The sequence below is a fragment of the Nakamurella sp. PAMC28650 genome (assembly GCF_014303395.1).
Taxonomy (GTDB): Bacteria; Actinomycetota; Actinomycetes; order Mycobacteriales; family Nakamurellaceae; genus Nakamurella.
Window position 1 is genome coordinate 3,109,750 of record NZ_CP060298.1, and the last position, 26,984, is coordinate 3,136,733.

The 26,984-nt window shown below is 67.6% G+C and carries 19 protein-coding genes; 9 read left to right on the plus strand and 10 right to left on the minus strand.

The genetic code is table 11. From position 1 onward, the window contains the following. The first annotated feature begins 112 nt into the window (after positions 1–112). A complete protein-coding gene (locus H7F38_RS14090; protein ID WP_222618067.1) occupies positions 113–3,097 on the plus strand; it encodes a glycoside hydrolase family 2 TIM barrel-domain containing protein in 2,985 nt (994 codons plus the stop codon). A gap of 123 nt (positions 3,098–3,220) precedes the next feature. Here the strand turns inward: H7F38_RS14090 and H7F38_RS14095 are convergent, their stop codons facing one another. The 3 genes from H7F38_RS14095 to H7F38_RS14105 form a co-directional block, all read right to left on the minus strand. Beyond that, positions 3,221–3,742, minus strand: a complete 522-nt coding sequence (locus tag H7F38_RS14095; RefSeq protein WP_187090468.1) for a nuclear transport factor 2 family protein — start codon at positions 3,740–3,742, stop codon at positions 3,221–3,223. After that, positions 3,739–4,746, minus strand: a complete 1,008-nt coding sequence (locus H7F38_RS14100; RefSeq protein WP_187090469.1) for a LysR family transcriptional regulator — start codon at positions 4,744–4,746, stop codon at positions 3,739–3,741. Before H7F38_RS14100 ends, H7F38_RS14095 begins: the two co-directional genes overlap by 4 nt. A gap of 103 nt (positions 4,747–4,849) precedes the next feature. Beyond that, positions 4,850–6,109 carry an MFS transporter gene (locus tag H7F38_RS14105; RefSeq protein WP_187090470.1) on the minus strand — a complete coding sequence of 420 codons (1,260 nt, stop codon included), beginning with the start codon at positions 6,107–6,109 and terminating at the stop codon, positions 4,850–4,852. Positions 6,110–6,996: 887 nt separating this feature from the next. On the opposite strand from H7F38_RS14105, the gene H7F38_RS14110 reads away from it, so the two are divergent. Together H7F38_RS14110 and H7F38_RS14115 are read left to right on the plus strand one after the other, a co-directional pair. Then, positions 6,997–7,734: an SDR family NAD(P)-dependent oxidoreductase gene (locus H7F38_RS14110; protein ID WP_187090471.1), complete on the plus strand. Its 738-nt coding sequence runs from the start codon at positions 6,997–6,999 to the stop codon at positions 7,732–7,734. Positions 7,735–7,842: 108 nt separating this feature from the next. Further along, entirely contained in the window at positions 7,843–8,169 is a 327-nt protein-coding gene (locus H7F38_RS14115) for a hypothetical protein (RefSeq protein WP_187090472.1), read from the plus strand. Positions 8,170–8,187: 18 nt separating this feature from the next. Here the strand turns inward: H7F38_RS14115 and H7F38_RS14120 are convergent, their stop codons facing one another. Beyond that, positions 8,188–10,245 carry an NPCBM/NEW2 domain-containing protein gene (locus H7F38_RS14120; RefSeq protein ID WP_187090473.1) on the minus strand — a complete coding sequence of 686 codons (2,058 nt, stop codon included), beginning with the start codon at positions 10,243–10,245 and terminating at the stop codon, positions 8,188–8,190. A gap of 577 nt (positions 10,246–10,822) precedes the next feature. Here H7F38_RS14120 and H7F38_RS14125 point away from each other — a divergent pair. Continuing rightward, positions 10,823–14,986, plus strand: a complete 4,164-nt coding sequence (locus H7F38_RS14125) for a beta-galactosidase (protein WP_187090474.1) — start codon at positions 10,823–10,825, stop codon at positions 14,984–14,986. Positions 14,987–15,130: 144 nt separating this feature from the next. Here the strand turns inward: H7F38_RS14125 and H7F38_RS14130 are convergent, their stop codons facing one another. Next, on the minus strand, positions 15,131–17,494 hold the full coding sequence (locus H7F38_RS14130) for a phosphoketolase (protein WP_187094711.1): 2,364 nt from the start codon (positions 17,492–17,494) through the stop codon (positions 15,131–15,133). Positions 17,495–17,672: 178 nt separating this feature from the next. Continuing rightward, the gene (locus H7F38_RS14135; protein WP_187090475.1) at positions 17,673–18,176 is read right to left on the minus strand and encodes a universal stress protein; all 504 of its coding nucleotides are present in this window, start codon (positions 18,174–18,176) and stop codon (positions 17,673–17,675) included. Positions 18,177–18,425: 249 nt separating this feature from the next. Here H7F38_RS14135 and H7F38_RS14140 point away from each other — a divergent pair, with 249 nt between their 5' ends. Next, positions 18,426–19,052: a DoxX family membrane protein gene (locus tag H7F38_RS14140; RefSeq protein WP_187090476.1), complete on the plus strand. Its 627-nt coding sequence runs from the start codon at positions 18,426–18,428 to the stop codon at positions 19,050–19,052. Positions 19,053–19,115: 63 nt separating this feature from the next. Beyond that, on the plus strand, positions 19,116–20,078 hold the full coding sequence (locus H7F38_RS14145) for a universal stress protein (RefSeq protein ID WP_187090477.1): 963 nt from the start codon (positions 19,116–19,118) through the stop codon (positions 20,076–20,078). Here the strand turns inward: H7F38_RS14145 and H7F38_RS14150 are convergent. Then, on the minus strand, positions 20,068–20,724 hold the full coding sequence (locus tag H7F38_RS14150; protein ID WP_187090478.1) for a response regulator transcription factor: 657 nt from the start codon (positions 20,722–20,724) through the stop codon (positions 20,068–20,070). The genes H7F38_RS14145 and H7F38_RS14150 overlap by 11 nt on opposite strands. Next, on the minus strand, positions 20,721–22,430 hold the full coding sequence (locus tag H7F38_RS14155) for a GAF domain-containing protein (RefSeq protein ID WP_187090479.1): 1,710 nt from the start codon (positions 22,428–22,430) through the stop codon (positions 20,721–20,723). Before H7F38_RS14155 ends, H7F38_RS14150 begins: the two co-directional genes overlap by 4 nt. Positions 22,431–22,657: 227 nt before the next feature. Between H7F38_RS14155 and H7F38_RS14160 the strand changes: the two genes are divergently transcribed. From H7F38_RS14160 to H7F38_RS14170, 3 genes are all read left to right on the plus strand, one after another. Next, positions 22,658–23,665 carry a nitroreductase family protein gene (locus tag H7F38_RS14160; RefSeq protein ID WP_255497976.1) on the plus strand — a complete coding sequence of 336 codons (1,008 nt, stop codon included), beginning with the start codon at positions 22,658–22,660 and terminating at the stop codon, positions 23,663–23,665. 516 nt (positions 23,666–24,181) lie between these two features. Beyond that, a complete protein-coding gene (locus H7F38_RS14165; protein WP_187090480.1) occupies positions 24,182–24,544 on the plus strand; it encodes a hypothetical protein in 363 nt (120 codons plus the stop codon). Continuing rightward, positions 24,544–24,855, plus strand: a complete 312-nt coding sequence (locus H7F38_RS14170) for a hypothetical protein (protein WP_187090481.1) — start codon at positions 24,544–24,546, stop codon at positions 24,853–24,855. The genes H7F38_RS14165 and H7F38_RS14170 overlap by 1 nt, the downstream gene beginning before the upstream one ends. 63 nt (positions 24,856–24,918) lie before the next feature. Here H7F38_RS14170 and H7F38_RS14175 read toward each other — a convergent pair whose 3' ends face one another. Next, positions 24,919–25,857, minus strand: a complete 939-nt coding sequence (locus tag H7F38_RS14175) for an SIS domain-containing protein (protein WP_222618069.1) — start codon at positions 25,855–25,857, stop codon at positions 24,919–24,921. Next, positions 25,854–26,915, minus strand: coding sequence for a carbohydrate kinase family protein (locus H7F38_RS14180; RefSeq protein WP_187090482.1), 1,062 nt, complete (start codon positions 26,913–26,915; stop codon positions 25,854–25,856). Before H7F38_RS14180 ends, H7F38_RS14175 begins: the two co-directional genes overlap by 4 nt. Positions 26,916–26,984 lie beyond the last annotated feature (69 nt).

Genomic DNA, 26,984 nt, shown 5'->3' on the forward strand with positions numbered 1-26,984 from the left:
CGAACAGCAGCCAGCCTCGTGATCGTAGACTGCGCCGGTGATCTCACCACCCTCGCAGTCTTCGTCCGGCCGTCCATCTCAGCCCGGGATCGACCCGGCCGAGACTGCTTCCGTGGAGAGTGCGTCTCCCGGCGAGGGCGCTCTGGTGCCCCGGTCGTGGTGGGACTCTGACGCACCGCCGGTGCTCCTGGACGGGATCTGGCGCTTTCATCTCAGCCCGGACGCGGCCGGGCTGACCCCGGATTTCCAGGCGCCCGCTTTCGACGACCGGCAATGGGACCTGCTACCTGTTCCGTCGATGTGGCAGTTGGCCGGCCTGCCCGAGGCGCCCCGCTACAGCCCACCTGCCTACACCAACGTCATCTACCCGTTCCCGGTAGATCCGCCCCTGGTCCCCGACGCCAACCCGACCGGGGAGTACCGCGTGTCGTTCGCCGGGCCCCGGGGCTGGCCGGCCGGACGCCGGGTGCTCCGATTCGATGGCGTGGACTCGCATGCCACCGTCTGGCTGAACGGGACCCTGCTGGGATGGTCGACCGGTAGCCGACTCGCCGTGGAATTCGATGTCACCGACGCGATGCGCGAGGGCGAGAACGTGCTGGCCGTCCGGGTTCGCCAGTGGTCCGCCGCGTCCTACCTGGAAGACCAGGACATGTGGTGGGTTTCGGGGATCTTCCGATCGGTGTCCGTGCTGTGCCGCCCCAGCGGAGCGCCGGCGGATGTGTTCGTGCACTCGGACTTCGATGCGCACTCCGGGACCGGGACGCTGACCGTGGAAGCCACCGACACCGATGGGCGTGCTATCGCGGGGCGCCTGGACTTCCCTGGTCTGGGGATCACCGGGGTGGATTCCAGGAAAGCGCATTCGGTCACCGGGGTGCGGCCCTGGACGGCCGAGGATCCGGTGCTCTACCGCGGCACGTTGACCACGGATGCCGAGATCATCGAACTGCGGGTGGGTTTCCGGCGGGTCGAATTGCGCGGGGGCCTCCTGAGGGTCAATGACGTTCCGCTCCTTCTCCGAGGGGTCAACCGGCACGAGTGGAATCCGGTCACCGGGCGGACGATCAGCATCGAGACGATGCGTCAGGATGTCGCGCTCATGAAGCAGCACAACATCAACGCCGTTCGCACGAGCCATTACCCACCCGATCGCAGATTTCTCGATCTGTGTGACGAGTGGGGCCTCTGGGTGATCGACGAATGTGATCTGGAGACCCATGGGTTCTCCTTGAACGGGTGGCGCAACAATCCCAGCGACGATCCGGCGTGGCAGCCGGCGCTGCTGGATCGGATGCGTCGCACCGTGGAGCGGGACAAGAATCACCCCAGCGTCATCATGTGGTCGCTCGGCAACGAGTCCGGCGTCGGCCGCAACCTCTCGGCGATGGCACAGTGGGTCAAATCCAGAGATCCGTCTCGACTGGTGCACTACGAAGGCGACTGGGACAGCAAGGATGTCGACGTCTACAGCCGCATGTACGCGTCGGTCGACGAGGTGGAGCAGATCGGCCTGCGGACCGAGAAGGCGGCAGCCACCGAAGAACTGGACGCTCACCGTCGCTCCCTGCCGTTCCTGCTGTGCGAATACGCACATGCAATGGGCAACGGGCCGGGCGGCCTGGGCGAGTACCAGCACCTATACCAGACGTACCCCCGGCTGCAGGGCGGGTTCGTCTGGGAATGGCTCGACCAGGCCATCGTCTCCCGCAGGGCCCACGGCGTCGACTTCTATGCCTACGGCGGTGATTTCGGGGAGCCGGTGCACGACGGGAACTTCATCGCCGACGGCCTGCTCTTTCCCGACCGGACCGCCTCACCTGGTCTGTTGGAGTTCAAGAAGGTGATCGCCCCGGTGCGGTTGATCATCGACACCACAGCGCGGAGCCTGCAGGTCGACAACGGATACGACTTCCTGGACACGTCCGGTCTGAACCTGAGCTGGGTGATCGAGGATGCGGGCGTGGTGCTGGGCCGCGGCACCATGGCCACGCCGGTGGTTGCGGCGGGCGAATCCGTCACGGTGGACTGGCCGGCTGAACTCGTCGCGGCGGCGGCCCTGCCGACGGCGGATCAGGGAGTGACCGGACTACCCGTCGAGCGGTGGGTGACCGTCACCGCCGGCTTGGCCCACGAGCATGCGTGGGCTTCGTCCGGGCACGAGATCGCCTGGGCGCAAGCCCGAGTGGCAGAGGCCGAGGCGGAGCTCGCGGTGGAGGTCGAGGCGGCGGTCACCGGATCGACCCGCGGAATTGCCGGGCAACTTCGGCGATCCGGGCCCATCGGTCCGGTGAGCATCGATACCCGCACCGGAATGCTGACCGCTATCGGCGACGTCGCCGTGCACGATGCCAGGGTGACGTGCTGGCGGGCACCGACGGACAACGACCACGGGATACCGCATGATCAGCGTGGCACCGGTAGGAGCATGGATACCCATTGGCGGGCCATGGGTCTCGATCGCCTGCAGCACAAGCTCATCGACCTGACCAATGGTGACCAGGAGAGCACCGCGGTCTATCACGTCGGCCCCGCCGGGTCTGACGCGCACGCTCTGGTCAGCTATCGCTGGGCCAGAACCGACCCGGCGGAAGCAAGCCTGGAGATGACGGTGGAGCCTCCGCCGCAGTGGACGACGATGCCGAGGATCGGGCTGGCACTGCAGCTCCCGGGCGAGCTGCAGCAGGTCGACTGGTTCGGACTCGGACCCGGGGAGGCCTACCCGGACACGGCCACCGCGGTGCGGATCGGCCGGTACGCCGCTGCTCTGGAGGATCTGCAGACCCCCTACGTGTTCCCGCAGGAGAACGGCAACCGGCGGGGGGTGCGATGGGTCGAGATCACCGACGGCCGAACGGGTTTTGCTCTGATCGGAAAGCCGATCATCGACATCACCCTGCGGCCCTGGAGTTCGCACTCGCTCTCGGAAGCGCGGCACCCGCACGAACTGGTGCCCGACGGTCTGCTGCATCTGGATGTCGACGCCGCGCTCGCCGGGGTGGGAACCGCCTCCTGCGGACCCGGGATACTGCCGGTCTACGAGGTGACGGCGCGACCGGTCACGCTGACCGTCGCGTTCCGTGCCGTGGAGATCTGAGCCCGGGAGTACCACGCTTCCGTCCCGCTCGACGGGCACCGCCATGCGGTCAAGGTGATGGTGCGGTGCTGATCGGGGGAGCCCCTGTTGCCGCCTCCGCGATCGCCTGGCGTGCTGCGCTCGCTACTGCTGAGCCGGCACGGCGGGCTTGCCTGTGTGCGGCAACGGTTCTCCGGCATTCCATACCTCGCGGACAGCGACGGTGACGAAGCGCCAGCCGTCGGGCGTGCGGCGCAGGGTGCAGTCGTACCACCCACCGCCGTCGGCGTGGTCGAACTGGTCCTGCCCGAGCATGTGCACGCCCAGCAGGTAGGACCGGGTGCGGGCGTCGTCCCCGTCGATCTCGATGGCGTGGTTGGCGCTCAGGTGCCACGTGCCGGCGTATTGGCCCAGCCCGCGATCCGACCCGGTGCGCATCAGCTGCTCGTGGCCTTCGAGCCTGAAAGAATCACCGACGCTCATCACGCCCTCCGGTACGTAGAGATCGGTGTTGCCCTGCCAGTCGCGTTCGTCGAGGGAGCGGGCGAACTCCACCAGTAGGTCGCTGATGCGGGCCCGGTCCACCAACCATTGAAGTTGTGCCGCAGGATCTGCCGGGGCCACCGAACGGATCGGCCTGGTGGTGGGGGAGAGGTCGGCGCTCATCTGTCGGGTTCCGTTCTGGCGGTGGGGACTTCAGGGATGGTGTCGCCGGCAGCTGCGTGGGCGCTCGGGGGTGAGAGGTGGACCGCCGGGACAGGGTTCTGGAGAGTGGCGGCGGCGTCGACCAGCAGGTCGTGCAGCCAGCGGTGGCCGGGATCGAATTCCCGGGACGGTTGCCACCAGATTGCCTCCACCAGTTCGGGCAGGTCGGTGCTCAACTCGACGACCCGGACGCCTGCGGAGGCCAGAAGCTTGCGCGCCAGCCTTTCCTGCAGGATCGCCACCCTACGGGTGCCGGTCAACAGGAACGGCAGAGCGAGGAAGTCCTCGATGACGACGTCGACGTCGCGCTGGACCCCGGCCAGCTGCAGGTGGTGGTCGGCGGGTGTGAACTGGGTCGGCCGATTGAAGGTCAGGATCCAGCGCAGCCCGGAGAATTCCTCCTGGGTGATGATGTCCGCGACTGCGTGATTGTCCACCGCCGTGACGCAGACCCACCGGTCACGGTAGAGATCGGTGGAGGGTAGGTCGTGGAGGAACCCGCGGGGCAGCACCATCAGGTCGACCGTGCGCAGCAACGCTGTCGCATCGTCGACCGCGGCGAGGTCGACGGGCCGGATCCGCATCCGCACGTTCGGAGCCCGCTCCTCGAGCAACGCCAGCAGTGGGCCGCCCAGCACGGTGAGTGCGTAGTCCGACATGACAAGGTTGCACTCGCGGTCCGATGACCGCGGTTCGAAGACCGGCCGGGCGGCGAAGGTCCGCTCGACGTAGCGCAGCGCCGTATCGGCCTGGTCCAGCAGGGCCGTGGCCAGCGGCGTCAGTACGAACCGCTGCCCCTCGCGGGCCAACAGCTCGTCACCGAAGTGGCGCCGCAACTTTCCCAGGGCGGCGCTGGTGGCCGGCTGACTCAGCCCGATGGTCTCCCCGGCCTTGGTCACACTGCGCTCGGTGAGCAGCGAGTGCAACGCCACCAGCAGGTTCAGATCGATGCTGGGCAGATCCATCGTGGCGGCCTCCGTTGTCGTGTCCCCGGCCTCCATGGTGCATCCGGCGGGACTACGAAGCGTGGGGGACTCGTGCGGGATCATCCCGGTGGGCGGACGTCGCTCAGGTCTCACTCGTGTCGAGCCGTTCGGTGTTGCGGCGCAGCGCCAGGAGCGTGACGACGGCCATGATCGCCGCCGCGACACCGATGACGCCCAGAGCGGGCTGCAGCCCACCGGCCCCACCGCCGACCGATGCGATGATCAGCGGTGAAAGGAACTTGCCGATGAACAGCGTGCCGGTCCACAGTCCGACTCCCCGGCCACGCTGGACGAAGGTCAGGCGGTTGACCGCCCACGTCAGCAGGATGGGCAGCAGGGTTCCGGTACCCAAGCCGGTGAGCATCGCCCCGACCGTGATGACCGGCACCGAGGATGTGGCGAAGACGGTGACGAGCCCGACTGCTGCGACGGCGAACGAGGCGGGCACCAACAGCCGGGGAGAACAGCCGGAAAGCCTGCCGAACGCCACCGCACCGGCAGCGGTGGCCATTGACATGGCCGCGCTGACCAGTCCGATGCCGCTGGAGGAGGTGAAGCCGACATCAGTCAGGACGAAGGACAGTTCGACGATCAGGGCGTAGAAGACGATGCCGCCGAACAGGGTGATCAGGCACGGCCCCAACAGTTTTCGCCACGACATGGCCGGCAGCCGGGCACCCTTCACGAGCGCCGTCGGGCGGGCCGGCTGCCACAGCATCTTCGCCATGGGCACCACCAGCAGCGCTGCGGTGACGTACATCCAGAACGGCGTCCGCCACCCGGAGGCTCCTAGCACCCCACCGATGACCAGGAACACGGTAGCGGCCAGTGCCGCGACGAGTGTCTGAAGCCCGAGGTACCTACTGCGCCGTGACCCCGTCCAGTAGTCACCGATCAGCGTGGTGCAGCACGTCATGATCGCGGCCTCGCAGATCCCGACCAGGATGCGACTGACCAGGATGGCCCCGAGCGAGCCGAGGTAGAGCGGGGCGGTGCCGAAGACCGAGTAGGCAATCATGGCGATCAGCAGGAGTCGCTTGCGGTCGTCCCGGTCGTCCCGGTCGACCCGGTCGACCACGACGCCGGCGAACGGCGCGGCCAGCCCGATCAACAGGGCCGGGACCGTCAGCACGATGGGCACCAGCACATCCACCCCAGGTGTGCCCGCGAACGCCTTGGACATCTGCGGCAGGACCGGGGCGATGAGCACAGCTCCCAGAACGGACAGGCAACTCCCGGCCAGCAGCAGCACCAGCTGGGTCGGACCGGCGATGCGCACCGGTGGTGGCCCCGAGCGTCCGGGTTCCACGAGCGGTGGGGTCACGGCAAGATCTTCGGACATGTGTGCACCTGGGTTCGTCGTTGGGCCGCGGCGGGTGGTCGGGCAGGATCGGGTGGTGGAGCAGGATCGGGTGGTCGGGCAGGTCAGGTGGTCGGGCAGGTCAGGTGGTCGAGCAGCCTGCGCGGGACGAATCGGGGGTTCGCCCGTCGGGTCGGCGACGCGGTGGCCGAACCGGTGTGCCGGCAGCACTACGGATCAGTCGCCGTCGGTGACCTGTTGGCGCCTGTCGTCCAGCAGAATTCGGAGCCGGTGAGAAACACTGCACAGTGGAAGTTCTCGGCTGGTCCGGTGATGCCGTGCGGCCCTTGTCCCGCCGGTGATCGACCCGACCCGACCGACCCGGCGGCCCGCCGCAGCCGCCTGTGGTGTGAATTGCCGTCGCAGCATTCGGACGGGCACTGTCATCGTCGACTCCTGCGCGGTTCGGGTGGTGTGGTGCAACAGGCACCGTGAACGAAGGTGGGAGCGACGTGAGAATGCCGCTGATCCGGTGGACCAGAGCCAACCACGGTGCCGACGATCAGGAAAATCTCTTGTCGAGATGACCGAAATCCGTCACGCAAATATTGCCGGTGATTGCCGCGTGCACCCCCACCACCCGGTACCGGCGACGTGGATGGGTGGCACCGCGGGCGCTCTACCATGGGGGCAATTTCACCTTCCCCAACTGGTCGGTTTCCAGGAACGCATCGACCGACCAGCCCTGACGAAAGGGTCACCGTGGATTCCGCTGCACCTGACTTCGCTCTCGGCCGACTCACCGACGGCGCCCGGGTCCGTTCGACGGCGGTGGGACCAGGTGCCATCGAAAACACCGTCACAGCCGGGCTGGTCGCTCCCACCGATCCGCCGGTGCGGGTAGGAACCTGTCGGCGAGGGCAATCCTCATGACGGCTCCGCTGGCCGGCAAGGTCATCGTCATCACGGGAGCGGCACAGGGGCTGGGGGCGGCGCAAGCTGCCGCCTGCACCGCTGCCGGCGCCACCGTCATTGCTCTCGCCCGGACACCGGCGGAGGGCATCCGTCGCCACGACGTTGCTGCCGGATCTGATTGGGCGGCGTTGGGTGCCGACCTGTCCGAGGCCTACGGCACCGTGCACGGGCTGGTCAACAACGCCGGCATCACCCACCGGGCACGACTTCTCGAGTTGCAGCGGGCCGATCTGGACCGGGTGATGTCAGTGAACCTGGTCGGTCCGTTGATGGGTATCCAGACTCTTGCCCCGCTGATGAGCGGCGGCGGTTCGATCGTCAACATCGGCTCGGTCGCGGCTCTGACTGCGCACTACCCGGTGGCCTACACCACCAGCAAGTGGGCGTTGCGCGGCTTGTCCCAGATTGCTGCAATGGAACTGGGGCCCAACGGTATCCGGGTCAACACGGTTCATCCCGGATTCATCCAGACGCCGTTGACGGCCTCGGCGCCGCCGGCGTTCCTCGCGGCGAACCTGGATCAGACGCCGCTGGGCCGGGCCGGCCGGGCCGACGAGGTGGCCGGCATCGTCGCATTCCTGCTGTCCGACGCGGCTGGCTTCATCACCGGGGCCGAAATCCCGGTGGACGGCGGCCAGACCGGCCACGGCGGCGCCAAGGCCATTTCCGACTTCCTGCGCTCCGCCGGCTGACTCGACGCATTTGTTTGCTGCAGGCCCGGTGTTGCGGCGTGGCCCGGAGTGCGATGCTTGGCGTGGCCCCGCATCGGAGGAATCCGAATCAAGGGGTAGAGGAATCGAATGGCTCTGCTGATCGGGATTGTTTTCCTCATCGTGGCGGTGGGTCTGGTCGCCGCCGGCCTGCAGACCCGGAGGCAGGCGGCGTCGATCCCGGGAGGGGCACCGGGGACGGTGGTCGGCCTGGTCACCCGGGGTCCGGCGGCCACCGACGGCACGGGCGGCGCGCAACTGTCGAGCTTGTCCCCGGTCGTGACGGTCGCCTTCGACGAGACCGGTTCCCGGCCAACGAGACTCGTCGGTGACAGTTCGATCGTCGCGGCCCTGCTCCTCGGGCTGGGGTCAGCATTCACCGCGGCCGCGGCGGTCATCCTGCTCGTGGTTGCGTAGCGCGCGCCGCTACGTTGCTCAACCCCCGCAGGTCAGACGTGGTCCGGCCCAGTCGGCGTGGTTGTGATCGGCACTGCCGTTGTCGTCGACGACCAGTTTCAGCCAGGTGGCGCCGGTGAGGTCTGCGGTCAACGTACGGGCCGGATCCGCACCGGTCAGGACCCCGGAATCGGCGACCTTGCCGTTGTCCGCGTAGATCTGGAAGATGGCGCTGCCCTTGAGGCCGACTTCGTCGTCGATGCCGACTGCTGTGGTCAGGGTCGAGCAATTGCCGCCGAGGTAGTAGGTGATCGTGCTGGGCGCGTTGACCCCCAGACCTTTCGTGAACACCGTGCCATTGATGGTGATCGGCCGGCCATCCCCGGCCGCGTTCTCGCCGTTGCTGGTGTTCTTCTCCACCGGGCCCCACCCGTTGGTGGCCGAGTCCCAGGTCAGCGCGCTCACGTCGGATGTCCCGGCCGGCGGCGGCGATTCCACCGTCACGTCGATGGCCGTGGTCACCGTGACCAGTTTGGCGTGAGGCCCCCAGAGATAGCTGGCCGTCACCGAGACCCGGTAGTTTCCGGTGGCGGCACCGGCCGGTGCGGTCAGCGTCCATCCCGTGGTCAGCGATCGACCGGTGCTGAGTGCCATCTTCTCGTTGCCCCCGGTGGTGCTGATCGTCCATCCATCAGCCGCATCCGCGGTGACCCTGACGTCGGCCAGCGGAGCCTTGCCATTGTTGATGATGCTGCTGCTCGCGGGATAGGAGTGCCCGGCGAGCACCACTGCGGACTGCGACGAGTCCCCGGTGGCGACGGTCAGCGACAGCGAGGTGGAGGGAGCGAGCGCCGCCCAGTTATCGGCCCGGGTCGATACCCGGAGCATGACGGTGCCGTGGGCCGGTACGGAAGCCGTGATGGCGCCTGCGGTTTCGGTACTGGTGCCGGTCCACAGGTCCTTGATCTGGTAGGCCGCCGTCCTGGGGAGTCCGGCCAACGCGGTACTCGTGGAGATGGAGCGCGCGGTGTCACCGGAGTTGTAGAGCGCGATCGCCCGGTTGCCATTGGCCAGCGGCTTGCTGAAGACCATCGACGTGGCGTCGGCGGCGATGACCTGGCCCTGGACCCCGAGTCGGTCCTGATCGACGGCGATGATGTCCTTGTTGAGCAGGATCGACATGGTGGCCGGGGTGGCCCTGCGCAGGTCGGTGCCGATCAGCAGCGGTGCTGCCATCTCGGCCCAGAGCGCGAAGTGGGTGCGGTACTCGGTGTCGGTCATGCCGCCGTTGCCGACTTCGAGCATGTCGGGATCGTTCCACGCGCCAGGCTTGGCGTAGGCCGACAGCGGTGCGTTCTGGGCGATGATCGACTTGAGACTGGCCCAGTTGTCACTGATGTCACCGGTGGTGCGCCAGAGGTTTCCCACCTGATCGGCCCAGGTCCACGGCGAGTACTGGCCCCACTCGCACAGGCTGTAGGCGATCTTTCGACCGCTGCCGGCCAGGGCTTTGCCCATCGCGGTGTAGCGGGCGACGTATTGCGCCTGGGTGCTGGCGTTACCCGCGTCGGTGCCGCAGTTGTCGTACTTGAGGTAGTCGACCCCCCAGGCGGCGAAGTCGTTGGCATCGGTGGTCTCGTGTCCGAGACTTCCCGGGAAGTGTGCGCAGGTCTCGGTACCGGCTGATTCGTAGATGCCGAGCTCGAGGCCCTTGGAGTGCACATAGTCGGCGGTGCCCTTGATGCCGTCCGGGAACTTGACCGGGTCGGCGACCAGATGCCCTGCCGCATCACGGGTCTTGCTCATCCAGCAGTCGTCGATGTTCACGTAGCGGTAGCCGGCCGACTTCAGGCCGGAGCTGACGAAATAGTCGGCGGTCTGCTTGATGAGCTGCTCGTCGACGTTGCAGCCGAACGAGTTCCAGTCGTTGAAGCCCATCGGAGGCGTCCTGAGGAGACCGTTGGCGGCGCCGATGGACACCGCAGGGCCGGCGGCGGCAGGGGTTGCGGGAGTGGCCGCGGTGGCCGTCCCGGCCAGGCCGACGGTCAGGATGGCGACGGCCGCGGACGCGCCGAGCGTGCGGAAGAAGCGGGTCATGGTGGTCCTCTACTCGTGGCGTGACCGGGGTCGTGCGTGACCGGGGCTCGGAATGGACGACGAATCGACGTTGGGGACTTCGGCGGTGGGCGCTCCGGGTGGTGTGGATGGCCTTGTCCGGGTAGCCCTGTGCGGATAGCCCTGTGACGATCGCCACTGCCTGTACTACTCCGATTCGGTGGAACGCACAAGACCCCCCACCAAACTCGAACATTGCGTTGCTGAGGCGTCGGTTAATGTCCGAATTTCCCTTGTTTGCTCGATTCAGGGTTCGCCCGCTCTCGGGCCACAGCACGGCGGGCCCGCCTGATGACCTCCTGTGGCACCGCCCGATCGGAGGGTCTTCGGGCCGACGACCACCGGTATGTGACGCTCCAAGCCTTTTGTCTGTTTCCGCATCCTCAATACCTGCGAGATCGCACATCCGTTATCGGATTGTGACCGTTTGCGATCTGGCAGTGACTGCTGTGTGTGATTTATGTTCGAGTCTGCGAACATCTGGTGTTTTCAAGGCCTACGGGTCCCACCTGAGCGTGATGTTTTGTTGATTCCGCCCCTCAACGAAGAGGTCGTCTGCATGTCGAGTCGTCGAAGTTTTCGCATCTCGGCAGTCATCTCCGCGGTCACATTGATCCTGGGCCTCACCGTCGGCAACGCCGGCGGCGCAGTCCCTGTGCCCCATGGCGCGAACGCCCCGGTCCCGGTTCCCACGGTGACGTCTGCGGCGAGCACGACGAAGGCCCCGGCGGCTCACACCGTCACCTTCGACGGGTACTCGTTCATGGTGGACGGCAAACGGACCTATCTGTGGTCGGGGAAGTTCCACTACTTCCGCCTGCCGAGCCAGGACCTGTGGCGCGACATCCTGCAGAAGATGAAGGCGGCCGGGTTCAATGCGACGTCCCTGTACTTCGACTGGGGTTATCACTCGTCGGCGCCCGGCGTCTACGACTTCACCGGCGTGCGCGACGTCGACAAACTGCTCGACATCGCCGCCCAGGTCGGCATCTACGTGATCGCCCGGCCCGGTCCGTACATCAACGCGGAGGTCGACGGCGGCGGATTTCCCGGCTGGCTCTCCACCACGCCGGGCGGAACCCGGACCAGTGACCCCGGGTACCTCAAGTACTCCGACGAATGGCAGAGCCAGATCGATCGGATCATCGCGCGCCACCAGTTGACCAACGGCACCGGTTCGGTGATCGAGTACCAGGTCGAGAACGAGTACTACAACGGCAGTCCGGCCGGCCGCACGTACATGAAGCACCTGGAGGACAGGGCCACCGCCGACGGCATCACCGTGCCGTTGGTCGGGAACAACAACGGCACCTTCAACTCCGGGGACGCAGCCCTGGCCGTGGACGCCGCCGACTCCTACCCGCAGGGGTTCAACTGCAGCAACCCGACGCAGTGGAACGGCGTCCCGGACATCAGCTACGACCACGTGGCCGGTAAGCCCCTTGGCACGGCGGAGTTCCAGGGCGGCGCGTTCGACCCCTGGGGTGGACCGGGCTACGACAAGTGCGCCCAGTTGATCAACGATCAGTTCGCGAACGTGTTCTACAAGCAGAACATCGCGGTCGGCGCCACCGAGCAGAGCTTCTACATGACCTACGGCGGCACCAACTGGGGCTGGCTGGGCATGCCGGAGAACTACACGTCCTACGACTACGGCGCCGCGATCCGCGAGACCCGTCAGCTGGACCCGAAGTACTACCAGGACAAGCTGATCGGCTACTTCACCCAGGCCGTCGCCCCGCTGACCAAGACCGACCCCATCAGGGTCGTTCCGCCGGATTCACCGGCGATCGTCGACACCGCCAGGTTGAACACCGATACCGGGACCCAGTTCCACGTGTTGCGGCACGGCGATTCGACCTCGACATCGGTGGACCGGACGCACATCTCGATCGACTTCGGCGCAAAGCCGGGTAGTTCCTACACCTATGACGACACGAACCCCGCCCTGCAGTACACCGGCACCTGGTCGCACGTGGCCAACCAGTCCTACACCGCTGGGGACTACCTGAATACGGAGTCCTTCTCCAACACCACGGGCGACAGCGTCACGGTTCCGTTCACCGGCACGGCGGTCCAGTGGATCGGCCCGAAGGCGAGCAACCACGGAACGGCCGACGTGTACCTCGACGGCGTCAAGAAGGCCACCGTCGACACCTACGGAAGCGGCGCCCAGGTCGTGTTCTACTCGGCAACCGGTCTCGCCGCCGGTCCGCACACCCTGAAGATCGTCGTCACGGGACTGAAGAACACCGCTTCCAACGGCACCTTCGTCTCGGTCGACGCCATCGATGTCCCCGCCTCCACCCAGGCCGCGCCGACCTACCCGGTGGTCCCGCAACAGCCGGGTACCGCCATCACCCTCAACGGGCGGGATTCGAAGATCGTCGTCGCCGACTACCTGGTGGGTAGCAATCGCCTGCAGTACTCCACGTCCGAGATCATGACCGACGCGACCATCGCCCGGCGTGACGTCGCAGTGCTCTACGGGGACAAGGGGACCGATGGGGAAACCGTGCTGCGGTACGCCACCCGCCCGACCGTCACCTCCACCGGTGGTGCGGTGACCACCACCTGGGATCCGGCCACCGGCGACCTGCGGCTGAACTACACCCACTCCGGCTTGATCCGGGTGCAGATCAGCGGCGGCGGCAAGGGTGCAGCGCCGCTGTTGCTGCTGCTCGCCGACACCGACACCGCGAAGACGTTCTGGCGTCAGGACACCGCGGCCGGCCCCGTGCTCGTCCGCGGCACGCATCTGCTGCGCGGCGCGGTCAGCACCGGCTCCGCCCTCGCCCTCACCGGGGACAACGCTTCCGACAACTCGCTCGAGGTGTTCAGCAGCGCGACGAGCGTGACGTGGAACGGCAAGAGGGTGCAGACCCAGCTCAGCGCGTCCGGAAGTCGGGTCGGCGTCATCGGTTTGGCTGCCCCGGTCGTGCTGCCCGCCCTGACCAACTGGAAGCACATCGCCGAGACACCCGAAGCAGCCGTCGGTTTCGACGACTCCAGCTGGCAGGTGGCCGACAAGACCACCTCGAACAGCATCACCACACCGGGCACCCTTCCCGTGCTGTTCGCCGACGACTACGGATTCCACACCGGCAACGTCTGGTACCGCGGACGTTTCACCTCCACCGGCAAGGAGACCGGGATTACCCTGTCCGCGCAGAGCGGAGGAGGCGCAGCGGCCTCCTCGGTCTGGCTGAACGGAAAATTCCTCGGCAGTTCCACCACGGACGGGAGCAGGACCTATTTGTTCCCGGCCGGGACGCTCAAGTCGAAGGGGGACAACATCGTCTCCGTCCTGACCGTGAACATGGGGCACGATGAGGACTACAACGCCTCCAGCGGCAACAGGGCGGCCCGGGGTCTGACGGCGGCCGGTCTCGTCGGATCGCCGTTCAACACCATCACCTGGCGTCTGCAGGGCGACCGTGGCGGCGAGAATCTGATCGACACCGTCCGCGGCCCGCTGAACACCGGCGGCCTGTTCGGTGAACGCGCCGGGTATACCCTGCCCGGGTACCCGACCACCGGATGGAAGTCCGTCACACTGCCGACGAAGAACACCACGCCGGGCGTGTCGTGGTATCAGAGCGACCTCACGCTGAACCTGCCGAAGGGTCAGGACACCTCGCTGGGCCTGACCTTCACCGACGACCCGTCCCGCCGGTACCGGGCCGAGATCTTCGTCAACGGCTGGCAGATGGGAAACTACGTCAACTACGTCGGCCCGCAGCACAGCTTCCCGGTGCCGAACGGAGTCCTGAACCCCCACGGCAAGAACGACATCGTCATCGCGGTCTGGAATCTCGACGGCACCAGCGGAGGCCTGGGAAAGGTGGCGCTGACGAACTACGGCAGCTATTCCTCCTCGCTCGCGGTCGCGCAGAATGTCGGCACCCGTTACGTCAGCAGCGTGTACGCGATGCCGGCCGCACCGACATCCTCGGTGTCGCTGCAGGTCCCGTCGACGGTGAGCGCCGGCCAGCAGTTCGTGGCCACGGCGGTGGTCGCCGTGCCGAAGGGCAAGCCATCCGCCCAGGGCGTCAGCGCCACCCTCGCGGTGCCGGACGGTTGGACGGCCAGCAGGTCCACCCCGGACACCGTGGCCAGGGTCGCCGGTGGTTCGTCGGCCAAGTTCACCTGGACCGTCACCGCCCCGGATGCGGTGCCGTCCGTGAACGCTCTCGTGGCCACCGCTCATCTGTTGCAGGGCGGTCGATCTGCGGCACCGAGGGACGAGCGGATCATCGGCTCGATTCCCGCACCACCGCCCAGTGGTAGCGATCAGGTCAGCGATCTGCCCTTCCTGTCGGCCACCAACGGTTGGGGGCCTGTCGAGCGCGATCAGAGCAACGGTGACAACAAGCCGAACGACGGAAAGCCGATCACCATCCGCGGGAAGGTGTACGCCAAGGGTCTGGGCACGAACTCACCGAGCGACGTCCAGATCTACCTGGCCGGCCGGTGCACCAGGTTCACCGCCACCGTCGGTGTCGACGACGAGGTCGGAAACGCGGCCACGGTGACGTTCTCGGTCATCCTGGACGGCACCGTCCTGACCACGACGCCGGTGCTCAGGGGCGGGGGAGCGATCGCGAACATCGACGTTCCGGTCACCGGTGGCCAGGTGCTCGAACTCGTCGTCGGGGATGGGGGCGACGGCAACGGCAACGACCATGCCGACTGGGCCAGCCCCACCCTGACCTGCACCTGACTCCCACCCCCCCTTCCCCCGCGCTTATCAACATCGGCTGCGCTTATCATCGTGCACTTTTTGTGACTGGTGGGGTTGGAATCGACCCGATCGTAAGCGCAGTGGAAGTTGATAAGCGCGGGGGGCGGCGCGGGGGAGGGGGTGTCAGTTGCGCGGCGGCAGGGTCCAGCCGGAGATGGCCGGGTCGTCCTCTCCGTGCTCCCGCGTGTAAGCCCTTGCCGCGAGGCGCGTGTCGGCCATCTGCTGACGCACGATGGCGGCCCGGCTGCCGAGCGAGGGCACCCGGTCGATGACGTCCATCACCAGCTGGAAGCGGTCGAGATCGTTGAGCATCACCATGTCGAACGGCGTGGTGGTGGTGCCCTCCTCCTTGTATCCGCGAACGTGGATGTTGTGGTGGTTGCTGCGGCGGTAGGTGAGTCGATGGATCAGCGACGGATAGCCGTGGTAGGCGAAGATGACCGGCTTGTCCGCGGTGAACAACGCGTCGAAGTCACGATCCGACAGACCATGCGGATGCTCGGTTTCCGGCTCGAGTCGCATCAGGTCGACGACGTTGACCACCCTGACCTTCAACTCCGGCAGATAGGTATTCAAGAGATGCGCGGCAGCAACGGTTTCCAGCGTCGGGACGTCGCCGGCGCAACCCAGCACCACGTCCGGCTCGCCGTCGGTGTTACCCGCCCAGGGCCAGATGCCGAGCCCGCGCGTGCAGTGGGCGACGGCTTCCTCCATGGTCAGGTAGGTCAGCTCCGGGTTCTTGCCGGCGACGATCACGTTCACGTAGTGCCGGCTGCGGAGGCAGTGATCGGTGACCGAGAGCAGGGTGTTCGTGTCCGGCGGGAGATAGACCCGGACGATCTCGGACTTCTTGTTCACGACGTGGTCGATGAAGCCGGGGTCCTGGTGTGACAGTCCGTTGTGGTCCTGCCGCCAGACGTGCGAGGACAGCAGGTAGTTCAGCGATGCGATCGGTGCCCGCCACGGGATGTGCCTGGTGGTCTTCAGCCACTTCGCGTGCTGGTTGAACATCGAGTCGATCAGGTGGATGAACGCCTCGTAGCAGTTGAACAGGCCGTGCCGACCGGTGAGCAGATACCCCTCCAGCCACCCCTCGCAGAGGTGCTCGGAGAGCACCTCCATCACGCGCCCATCGGGGGCGAGATGGTCGTCCCCCTCGATGATCTCGGCATCCCAGGCGCGATCGGTGGCCTGGAAGACGGCCTGCAGACGGTTGGACGCGGTCTCGTCAGGGCCCATGATGCGGAACCGATCCGGATTCTTCACGACGACGTCCCGCAGGAACTCGCCGAGTACGGCGGTGGCCGCGCTGGACCCGACGGCCGGTTGTTCGACGGTCACGGCATAGTCGCGGAAGTCCGGCATCGTCAGGTCGCGCAGCAGCAGGCCGCCGTTGGCATGGGGGTTGGCACTCATCCGCCGGTGGCCCAGCGGGGCCAGGGCCTGCAGTTCCGGGACCAGGGCACCGGTGGCGTCGAACAACTCCTCCGGACGGTAACTGCGCATCCACTCCTCCAGCTGCGCCCGGTGGCCGGCATTCGTGCGGGTGTCGGCCAGCGGTACCTGGTGGGAGCGGAACGTGCCCTCGACCTTGACGCCGTCCACGATCTTCGGACCCGTCCAGCCCTTGGGCGTGCGCAGCACGATCATCGGCCATGGGGCGGCCTTCTCGCCGCTACCGGGTTGGGTCCGGGCCCGGTGCTGGATCGCAGCGATGTCGTCCAGGACCTCGTCGAGGGTGGAGGCGAGCTCCTGGTGCACCGTCGCCGGATCCGACCCGGTGACGAAATACGGGGCATACCCGTAGCCGCGCATCAGGTCTGCCAGTTCCGACTCCGGGATGCGGGCCAGTACCGTCGGATTGGCGATCTTGTAGCCGTTGAGGTGCAGGACCGGCAGGACCGCGCCGTCCGTCACCGGATTGAGGAACTTGTTCGAGTGCCAACTCGCGGCCAGTGGGCCGGTCTCGGCCTCACCGTCCCCGATCACGCACATCACCAGCAGATCGGGATTGTCGAAGGCCGCACCGTAGGCGTGCACGAGAGAGTATCCGAGCTCGCCACCCTCGTGGATCGACCCGGGCGTCTCGGGCGCCACATGGCTGGGGATACCTCCCGGGAAGGAGAACTGGCGGAAGAGCGCACGCATTCCGTCCTCGTCCCGCCCGATGGCCGAGTAGACCTCGCTGTAGGTGCCGTCCAGGTAGGCGTTGGCGACGAGCCCGGGCCCGCCGTGGCCAGGGCCGGTCACGTAGAGGGCGTTCAGATCGCGATTCCGGATGACCCGATTCATGTGGGCGTACAGCAGGTTCAGCCCCGGGGTCGTGCCCCAGTGCCCGAGCAGGCGGGGCTTCACGTGCTCGGCCAGCAGCGGTTCGCGCAGCAGCGGGTTGTCGAGCAGGTAGATCTGCCCGACGGACAGGTAGTTCGCGGCCCGCCAGTAGCGGTCGATCAGGTCGAGTTCGCGGGGGCTCAGGGTGGGCTGCATCGGGGAAGCAGTATCGATCAGGGCAACGTTGTTCACAGGGAGAATCCTTTTCGCCGTGTCGGTCGAGGTGGGTCGATCGTGTCGCGGGAGGTACTCCCGGGGTAGGGGCAAAGGTCCCCTCCGGCCGGGATGACCGGGCCGAGAGGAGTCGCCGTCGTGCGGCCGACGGCGCGGCCGGTCAGCCGACCGACGCGGCCGAGCGGACCGGGTGGTACCACGTGACCACGTGGTGCCGGTCCAGCGTGACGACGGGGCAGGACGCATGCTTGCGGCAGTTCGCCTCGACGGTACCCCGGAAGAGGTCGCTCATCGCGGCCGTCTGCCGGGCGCCCAGGACCAGCAGCCGCGCGTTCGCGGACCGGTCCACCAGCATGCTGGGGGCATTGCCGTGCAGGCTCAGTTCGGTGACGACGGGTGGAACCCACTCGCCCTCGTCCATCGACGCGCTGATGTCGGCCAGCGCAGCGACGGTTTCGTTCTGCAGCATGCAGGCGGAGGCGGTCCGGAGCTCGTGGTGGGAACCGAAGGTCAGATCCGACAGCGTCTGCGGGATCCAGCAGTGCACGACCTCGACCGGAGCGCCGGTGGCTGCACCTTCCCGCAGCGCCCACCGCAGCGCGGCCAGGCTGTTGGACGAGCCGTCGATTCCGACCACGATCGGCCGTGCTGTATCTGTGCTCATGGTGGCTCCTTGTTTCCGGTGCCGCCCCATCCGAGGTGGCCTGCCTCCAGTCAACGGCAGGGCCGGCGGTCGGAACAGGGTCCAAAGGCCCGCGCGAAGCTGACCTTTGCAGGCCAAGGGCCTTGCCCGTTGGCTACTTTCGCCCCTGCCGGTTCAGCCGGAACGCGCCGATCATTTGTGCTGTCGCCACCAGCGCCTCCAGATCGGGTGACAGGTCGAAGGAGGCATCCAACGAATGGAGCATCTGCCATGACCACCACCATCAGGCCCGCCTCGGTCGCGACCACCCCGGTCCAGACCGTGGTCCCCACGACCGGCGCCGCCACCACCGGCACCACGGTCGGCGTCACCGGACGTCATTCGGTCGGCCAGATCGCCATCCTGGTCCTGCGGTTCGCGATCGGGTGGATCTTCCTGTGGCCCTTCCTGGACAAGACCTTCGGGCTCGGATACTCGACTGCGGGTGCGAAGTCCTGGATCAACGGCGGCTCCCCGACGAAAGGATTTCTCGGACACGTCCAGGTCGGACCGTTCCAGTCGGCCTTCCGCGGCATGGCGGGCAACGGCTTCATCGACTGGCTCTTCATGTTGACGTTGCTGGGAGTGGGAGTGGCCCTGATGCTGGGCGTCGTGCTGCGGATTGCGGCGATCTCCGGATCGATCCTGCTGGTCCTGATGTGGGCCGCGGAATGGCCGATGGCGCAGCACACCTCGGTAGGCGACGCCACCAGCTCGACCAACCCGTTCCTGGACGATCACCTGGTCTTCGTCATCTGCCTGGTCATCATCGCAGCGCTGGGTACCGCGTCCGCCCGTGGCCTCGGCAAGTGGTGGTGCAGCCGGCCGATCGTCGCCGCGCACCCGATCATGCGTTGATCGCCCTACCTGCCGGCCCTCCGTCGATCCAATTCCCCCACGTTCGAAACAGGAGTCATCACCATGAGTGTCGATAGATCCAACGTCGTGATCGTGGGTATCGACGGCAGCGCACCCTCTGTCGCGGCGGCGCGCTGGGCCGCAGACGAGGCGGACCGGCGCAAGGCGGAACTCCATCTGCTGCATGCGTATTCGACCCCGTCGGCGGCCCTTCCCGGAATGGCCGGGATGGGCCCGGAAGTGCGCAGCACCGTCAGGGCGCACGGCGGGGAGATTCTCGACCGGGCCAGGGTGGCCGCATTGGCCGCCCACCCCGGCCTGGCCGTGACCACCACGCTGACCCACGGCCTGCCGGTCGAGATCCTGCAGCGGGAGTCCGAACACTGTCTCGCGCTGGTGCTCGGAACCGCCGGCCGGCACGAGTTCACCGAGGCGTTGCTGGGATCGGTGTCGGGTCGGTTGGCCGGCCACGCGTCCTGTCCGGTGGTCGTGGTTCGGGCCGGTGTTCCGGATCCCGATGCGGGTCCGGCTGCGCCCGGACCGGTCGTGGTGGGCCTGGACGGCACCGAGAGCTGCGAACGAGCACTGGCTTTCGCGTTCGAGTCGGCCTCGTTGCGAGCCACGGAGCTGATCGCCGTGCACAGCTGGGACGACACCGTGCTGGATGGATTCCTGCGGATCTACCCGCTGCTGGCGGATCCGGTCGAGATCGATGAGGACGAGCGACGCATCCTGGCCGAGCAGTTGTCCGGCTGGGCCGAGCAGTACCCGGACGTCCCCGTCCGGTCCGTGGTCCTGCGGGGCCGGCCGGAAGCCGACCTGATCTCCTCCGCAGCCTCCGGCTCGCAGCCGCCGGCGCTGATCGTGGTCGGGACACGCGGCGGCGGGCGCTTCACCAGCCTCGTGGTCGGCTCGACGAGCCACGCGCTGCTGGCTGACGCGCCGTGCCCGGTGGCGGTGGTCCGCGCCCAGTACACGAGGTCGACGGGTGCCCGGCGCGGTGGGTTCCGAGCGATCAACGTTTGATCTCGGCCCCGAAGACGGCCGCCTGGGTCCGGCGTTGCATGTTGAGTTTCGCCAGCAGCGACGACACGTAGTTCTTGATGGTCTTCTCGGCGAGATGGAGATGTTCCCCGATCTGCCGATTGGTCAGCCCGTCGGTGATCAGCGCCAGGATCTCCCGGTCGCGTCCGGTGAGCGCCTGGATCCGCTTGTCCTCGGGCTCGCCGTCCCGCAGCCGGGCCAGCAGACGCCCGGTGACCTTCGGGTCCATCAGGGACCGGCCGGCCGCGACCTGTCGAATGGCATCCACCAGCGAGGAACCCCGGATCTCCTTCAGCAGGTAGCCGGCGGCCCCGGCCATCACGGCGGCGAACAGGGCTTCGTCGTCGTCGTAGGAAGTGAGGATCAGGCAGTGGATGTCCGGATTGGCCGACCGCAGGTCACGGCAGACGTCGATCCCGCTCCCGTCGGGCAATCTCGCGTCCAGCACTGCGACATCCGGACGGGCGCCGGGTATCCGGGCCAGCGCCTCGGCTGCCGAGCCCGCTTCACCGACCACTTCGATGTCGTCCTCCGCCGTGATCAGGTCGGCGATGCCACGACGCACGATCTCGTGGTCGTCGAGCAGGAAAACCCTGATGGGGCGGATCGTCTCGGTTGCTTCAGTCATGGCGTTCGTCCTTGCGATGATTCGCTGTCCAATGGAATTGTCCAGCTGAGTATGGTTCCGCAGACCGGCCCGGGTGACGCTCTGAACCGGCCGCCTCGTTGCAGCGCACGGTGTTCCAGGTTCGCCAGGCCGCTGCTGCGGACCGGAACGCCGATCCCGATCCCGTCGTCGATCACCTCGAGGGTGAGCCACCCCTCGACGATCCTGACCTCGACCTCGATCGACGACGCCTTGGCGTGGCGGGCGGCATTGGTCAGTGATTCACGCAGCACGGCCTGCAGGTCGTCGAGGATTTCCGGTTCGACCAGGGTGTCGATGGCGCCGGAGAAGCGCATCCGAGGATCGTTGTCCATCGTCATCGCCACTTCGTCGAGCGTCTTGAGCAGCTGGGCGCGGACGCTGACCGCCCCGGTCGGCTGGGTCTGCAGCGCGAAGATCGAGGTGCGGATCTGCCGGATCGTCTCGTCGATGTCGTCCACGACGCGGGACAGTCGATCGGCCGAGTCCGGGATGCGTCCCGACAGTACGCTCTGCACCGTCAGGCCGGCCGCGAACAGACGCTGGATGACGTGGTCGTGCAGATCCCGCGCGATTCGATCACGATCCTCCAGCAGCATCAACCGATCGCCCACCGCGCGCGCATCGGCCAGTTCCAGAGCCACGGCCGCATGACCGGCGAAGGTGGCCGCCATGTCCAGTTCTGCGAGGGAGAAGGCCGAGCTGCCCGTCAGGCGCGCGGCCAGCAGCGCGCCCCTGGGCAGGCCGGAACCGGTCAGCGGCAACGCGATCACCGGTCCGACCTTCACCACGTCGGAGATGTGCACCCGGAGGTCCTGCGCGCTGTTCGCACTGGCGATGCGGATGGCCTGGCCGGTTTCGATGGCGGCCTGCGACAGGGTTCCGTTGTCGGGGTAGGTCCGGCCGGCCAGATCGGTGGCACCGGCGCCGGTGGCCACCTCGATCCGCAACTGCTTCTGGTCACCGACCGGTAGCACGACGATGACGACGTCCGCCCCGGCCAGCACCAGCACCTGCTCGGCGATATCGGTCAGGGCGTTCTCGACCGGTTTCGTCAGCAGTCGGCGGGTGATGCTGGTCGAGGCCTCCAACCAGTCCTGACGCCGCTGGCTGTCCCGGAACAGCCGGGCGTTCTCGATGGCGATCGCCGCGGTGCCGGCCAACGACACGGCCAGCTCGGTATCTTCCTTGGTGAACCCGCCGGACTTGCTCTCCGTCAGGTAGAGGTTGCCGTAGACCTCGTCCCGCAGCTTGATCGGAACGCCGAGGAACGAGCTCATCGGCGGATGGTGCGCGGGAAAGCCGGACGACCTCGGGTCGGCACTCAGATCGGTCAGGTTGATCGGCTCCGGGTGTGCGATCAGCGCGCCCAGCAGCCCGTGTCCCTTGGGCAGTGGCCCGATGGCCGGTACGTCGGCCGGATCGATGCCGACGTGGATGAACTGCTCGAGCGATCCGTCGGCCGCGATCACCCCGAGGGCACCGAACCTCGCGTCGGTCAGCTCGCAGGCCGACTCCACCACTCGTCGCAGGACCGACGGCAGGGACAGCTCGCCCATGATGGAGTCGTTGGCGGTCAACAGTTTTCGTAGTCCATCGCGGGCGGCGACCACTTCGCCGGCCCGGTCCATCAACTGTTCCAGTAGTTCTTCGATGTGCAGGCGGGGAGGTTCGATGGCCTGGGTCACAGCCCCAGCATGTCAGTTGCACGACCCGGGCGGGTAGGGCCGAAGGTCACCGGCGCCGGGGGAACGAGCCGGAAGCGGACGGAAATGACCCGAAAGTCGGAAACCTGAGGACTTTCGGCCATGTGCGGCGGCCGGGAAACGGCGTTGGCTGAAGGTCGGTACTTCACTACGGACACCGGTAGTCCATCACTGACACCGGTACTCCATCACTGACAAAGGAGGCGGACGTGATCACCACTCCGTTCGGTCTGACCGCCGCGCAGACCAACCAGGTGCTCGAGGCTGCCGGCCGGGCTCCTTCGTTGCACAACAGTCAGCCCTGGGCCTTCCGCCTTTCCCCGGAGCGGATCGAGCTCTACGTCGACCCGATGCGCATGTTGCCGGTGTCGGACCCGGACGGCCGGGAGACGCGACTCGCCTGCGGGGCGGCGTTGTTCAACCTGCGTCTGGCCCTGGCCCGACATGGCGTGTCCACCATCGCCACGGTGTCGTCGGAGTCGGCGACCGGTCAGGTGGCCGTGCTGGAAGCCGGTGCAGGGTTCGGGATGACGCCGGACCGCGCGAATCTGGAACGCGCGATCGCCCATCGCCGCACCAATCGCCAGCCGTTCTTCGACGCGGAGGTGCCGTCCGGCCATCGGCTGACCCTGAGCCGCGCGGCCGAGGCGGAACAGACCAGTCTGCGGATGGTCACCGATCCCGCGTCCCTGGCAGACCTGGCACGGTGGTCCCACGAGGCACATCGCGCCCAGCAGCTGGATCCGGCCTGGGCCGCAGAGTGGACCAGTTGGACGGGCCGCGACCACACCTTCGACGGCGTACCGGTCTCCGCCGCCGGGCCGGCACCGGCGCCGCAGGACGTCTGGACCCTGCGTGACTTCGGCCGACCGGGGCGCGATGAACGCCCCGCGGGTCGGGACTTCGAGGAACGTCCTCTGGTGGCCGTGCTCTGCACGTACTCCGATTCCTGGCGGGCGCAGATCCAGGCCGGGCAGGCGATGGAGCGCGTCCTGCTGCAGGCCACCAGCCTGGGCCTCGCGGCCTCGTTCCTGTCCCAGCTGATCGAGGTGGAACCGGTGCGGAACCGGGTCCGCGACCTGCTCGGAGGTCAGGTCCACCCGCAGGCCGTTCTGCGCATCGGCTTCGGGGGACCGGTTCCGAACACACCCAGGCGCAGTGTCCAGGACTGCGTGCTGCAGGACCTCGCTCTGCTGGACCCCGTGCCCCTGGCCTGACCGCGGTGTCGCCGCGATCGAGATCGCGTCCCGGTTCCGTCCCGACCTTCGTCCGCCGTTCCGCTGGAGCGCTGACGCAGTGATCGGACGGCGATCGACGACAAATGATCGCCCAGCGTTCACTTCTGTTCTGCCGACGCCGCTCGAACGGATGTTTCTGCTCCGTCGGGTGTCGCCCGGCGGAGTGCATTCGCCATTTGCGCGTTGACCGCAGCAGTGCAAATGAGATGATCAGCAGGCGATCGGTACCGGCAGCACAGTAGGGCCTGTCGAGCGGATCTGGTGGCCGGGAGGTCTTCGCCTGCGACCGCCGCGTCTGGGGGACGCGGCAACGTCTGGGTCACACCGGGAAATCAGTGCTCGACGGGAACCGTCCGGCCGGGCACGGCGTCCCACCGCAAGTCGATACCGGAGAAATCCTGGCGGTATCAGGGGCGGCTCGTACTGCTCCTGACACCGCGGCCGTCGATCGGATCGCCGTCACCCGCACCTGCAGACCGACCAGAGGAATGTCCCATGACAGCCGTCGACGACTTCACCTCGCACTCGGAGGCGCCATCGCCGCTCCGAAATGCGAGGGGTCGCGCATCGGAGCGGTCGGTGCTGCTGGCCGTCGCGGGTGTCACGGGGATGCTGGCCGTGGTGGCCGGCGCGGTGGCGGCCTATCTCGTCTTTCCGGAGCCCACGATGTGGCGGGTCCCGGTCAACGGTCTGGTGATGGCGCTTGCGGTCCTGCCGATCCGTGCCGTGGTGCGCCGCGCCCGGCATCGACGGGCAGAGCACCCCTGGCCGAGGCGGAGCCGGAGATCTGAATCTCGCGGTCAGGCGGCCGATCGCCGCCGGAGGACGCCGTCGGTCCGAGCACCTATTCTGACGTGATGAGCAAAGTCGACGCGATGCAGGCCATGCGCGAAGCCCGGTATGCCGCGCGGGCCGCGAACAAGACCGCGACCTCCGGTCAGCCGGCGTCCGCTGCGCCCCGCCGCAGGCCGACTCTGGAATCAGAGGGCCCCGTCGCCTCGACCGCGGCACCGGCGGATCGCGGAGGCAATCCGGCGGTCGAGACACTTCGAGCAGTGCCGGAGGTCGAGGCCGAGGTGTCGGAAGCGCTCTGCGGCCACCGCAGCATGAACAATCGTCTCTGCCGCCGCCCGGCCGGCCACTCGGAGAAGAACCACCGCTACTCCTGATGGCATCTGCCGCCCGGTGGCGGCGATCACGATGACCGACCGACCAGGTCAGGTCAGGTCAGGTCAGGTCAGCTGGACCGAACGTGACAGGAACCGGGGGTGGTCGGGGTCGCGTCCGGCCCGGACGGCGAGGGCCACCGCCAGTCGGTGGACGGTGGCCAACTGTGCCTGCGGATCCAGGTTCGGGACGTGCACCCGGGCGCCGGTGGCCTTCACCGCGTCTGCGATGAAGTCGGGGAGCGGTTCGAACGACCACACCAACGTGCCGGGCCCGGCCGCCGCGATCGGCCCGTGCTGGTACTCCATCACCGGGTAGGCCTCGGTCCAGAATCCTGCCGCCTCACGGCATTTGAGTGCGGCTTCGTTGGCCACGCCGATCGTCCAGCCGTGCCCGAGAAACACCACGTGGTCCGGGAGCGGATCGGGCAGGGGCTCGGCCAGGGCAGCCCGGGCGTCCTGCACGAGGCCGGACAGATCCGCTCCGAGCGAGGCGCGCAGTGCCGTCAGCGCCGACGTCGCGAACCGGGTCTGCACCACCGAGATCTCGTCGGCGTAGTCCAGCAGGACGTACTCGTCGCACAGGGCGGGCAACGGTGTCGCCGGATCGCCGATGATCCCGACGACGTGGTGGTCCTGTCCCAGTTCGCGGGCGATCCGGTTGACGTCACCGGTCGTCCCGGACCGCGAGAGCACGAGGATGACCTCGTCGCGCTCGACGTAGGGGATCTCGGAAGCGATGGCGGCCCGCGTCCGGCCGAGCCCGGCCGCATTGCGCAGGCGGGCGTAGGACTCTCCGATGTAGTAGGAGGTGCCGCATCCGACGAACAACACCGGTCGGCCGGTTGCGGGCAGGATGCCCCGGTGCACCGGGGAGTCAGCGAGAACCCTGGCCCAGATGTCCGGCTGACTGTAGAGCTCCTGTTCCGTGGCCGACCGCGAACTCTCCGACCGCGCGTCGGCCGACCGTGAATTCTCCGGCGCTGACGGCGTTGACGAGCTCATCGATGCTCCAGGTCCGGGCGCGCCGCGTCCTGCGGCGCGCCTCCGGTCGTGTCGTGCTCGGTGGTCGGTCCGGCGCCGGATCCCAGGAGGGACCGGGCGAGTTCGGCGGCTTCCGATGGCGTGGCAAGACGCCCGGTACCTCCGATGCCCGCGGTGGAGATGGCGCCGCAGGCGCATCCGAGGGCCAGTGCCTCCGGGGACCCGCCCGGTAGCACCATGCCCAGCACCGAAGCGATGAACCCGGCGTTGAAGTTGTCGCCGGCTCCGGTGGTGTCGACCGGCTCCCGTGCCCGGCTCTGGACGCGGACCGTGGGCCCGCCGTCCGACGGGGCCATCAGTGCGCCGTCGGCGCCCAGCTTGACCACCACGGTCGGTCCCAGGGTGGCGATCTTCCTGGCCGCCGACTCCGGGTCGTCGTCGCCGCCGGCCACCGACACGCACTCGTTGGCGTTGGGCAGGAACCACGTCAGATGCGGCAGCACCGGTTCGACCGTCGTCCAGGTGCTCCCGGGATCCCACCCCGGGTCCAGCGAGACCGTGACCGCCGGGTCGAGCTTCGACAGCAGCGCGGGTAGTCCGGGAACCAGCCCGCTCTGGAGGTAGATGGAACTGATGTGGACGTGCCGGCTGCTGCGCAGCAGCGACTCCGGTACGTCTGCGACGGTGAAGTCCGACATCGTGCCGGGAAACGTCATGAGTGCGCGATCTCCGTCAGATCTGCTCAGCACCAACGTGATCCCGCTGCCCCGGGCCGGCCGCCGGGTGATCGCGCTGCGGTCCACACCCAGATCGTCCAGCATCTCGAGCACCATGTCCCCGACGGGATCGTCGCCCAGCACTCCGCAGAGGGCGACGCGCAGACCGAGCGAGGCCAGTGCCGCGGCGGTGATCGCCCCCGAGCTGCCCAGGGTGATCGCACCGGACGGAACCCGCAGTTCCACCTGCCCGAACTGTGGGGATCGGTCAGATCGCATGATCACGTCGACGTTCAGCTCGGCCAGCACCAGCACGTCGAACGCCGGCCGGTCGTGGCCGGGTCCGTCATCGAGGTCGGGCACCGCCACCACCTTCCCGGTCCGATCGACGATTTCCGGCCACCTCCGCCGGGCCCTCGTCGTGGTCGGCCG

Excerpts from the sequence above, each read along its gene's own strand:
- H7F38_RS14095 (WP_187090468.1), bottom strand. The coding sequence starts at position 3,742 with ATGAGCGCCGACCTCTCCCCCACCACCAGGCCGATCCGTTCGGTGGCC.
- H7F38_RS14100 (WP_187090469.1), bottom strand. The coding sequence starts at position 4,746 with ATGGATCTGCCCAGCATCGATCTGAACCTGCTGGTGGCGTTGCACTCG.
- H7F38_RS14105 (WP_187090470.1), bottom strand. The coding sequence starts at position 6,109 with ATGTCCGAAGATCTTGCCGTGACCCCACCGCTCGTGGAACCCGGACGC.
- H7F38_RS14110 (WP_187090471.1), top strand. The coding sequence starts at position 6,997 with ATGACGGCTCCGCTGGCCGGCAAGGTCATCGTCATCACGGGAGCGGCA.
- H7F38_RS14115 (WP_187090472.1), top strand. The coding sequence starts at position 7,843 with ATGGCTCTGCTGATCGGGATTGTTTTCCTCATCGTGGCGGTGGGTCTG.
- H7F38_RS14120 (WP_187090473.1), bottom strand. The coding sequence starts at position 10,245 with ATGACCCGCTTCTTCCGCACGCTCGGCGCGTCCGCGGCCGTCGCCATC.
- H7F38_RS14125 (WP_187090474.1), top strand. The coding sequence starts at position 10,823 with ATGTCGAGTCGTCGAAGTTTTCGCATCTCGGCAGTCATCTCCGCGGTC.
- H7F38_RS14130 (WP_187094711.1), bottom strand. The coding sequence starts at position 17,494 with ATGCAGCCCACCCTGAGCCCCCGCGAACTCGACCTGATCGACCGCTAC.
- H7F38_RS14135 (WP_187090475.1), bottom strand. The coding sequence starts at position 18,176 with ATGAGCACAGATACAGCACGGCCGATCGTGGTCGGAATCGACGGCTCG.
- H7F38_RS14140 (WP_187090476.1), top strand. The coding sequence starts at position 18,426 with ATGACCACCACCATCAGGCCCGCCTCGGTCGCGACCACCCCGGTCCAG.
- H7F38_RS14145 (WP_187090477.1), top strand. The coding sequence starts at position 19,116 with ATGAGTGTCGATAGATCCAACGTCGTGATCGTGGGTATCGACGGCAGC.
- H7F38_RS14150 (WP_187090478.1), bottom strand. The coding sequence starts at position 20,724 with ATGACTGAAGCAACCGAGACGATCCGCCCCATCAGGGTTTTCCTGCTC.
- H7F38_RS14165 (WP_187090480.1), top strand. The coding sequence starts at position 24,182 with ATGACAGCCGTCGACGACTTCACCTCGCACTCGGAGGCGCCATCGCCG.
- H7F38_RS14170 (WP_187090481.1), top strand. The coding sequence starts at position 24,544 with ATGAGCAAAGTCGACGCGATGCAGGCCATGCGCGAAGCCCGGTATGCC.
- H7F38_RS14175 (WP_222618069.1), bottom strand. The coding sequence starts at position 25,857 with ATGAGCTCGTCAACGCCGTCAGCGCCGGAGAATTCACGGTCGGCCGAC.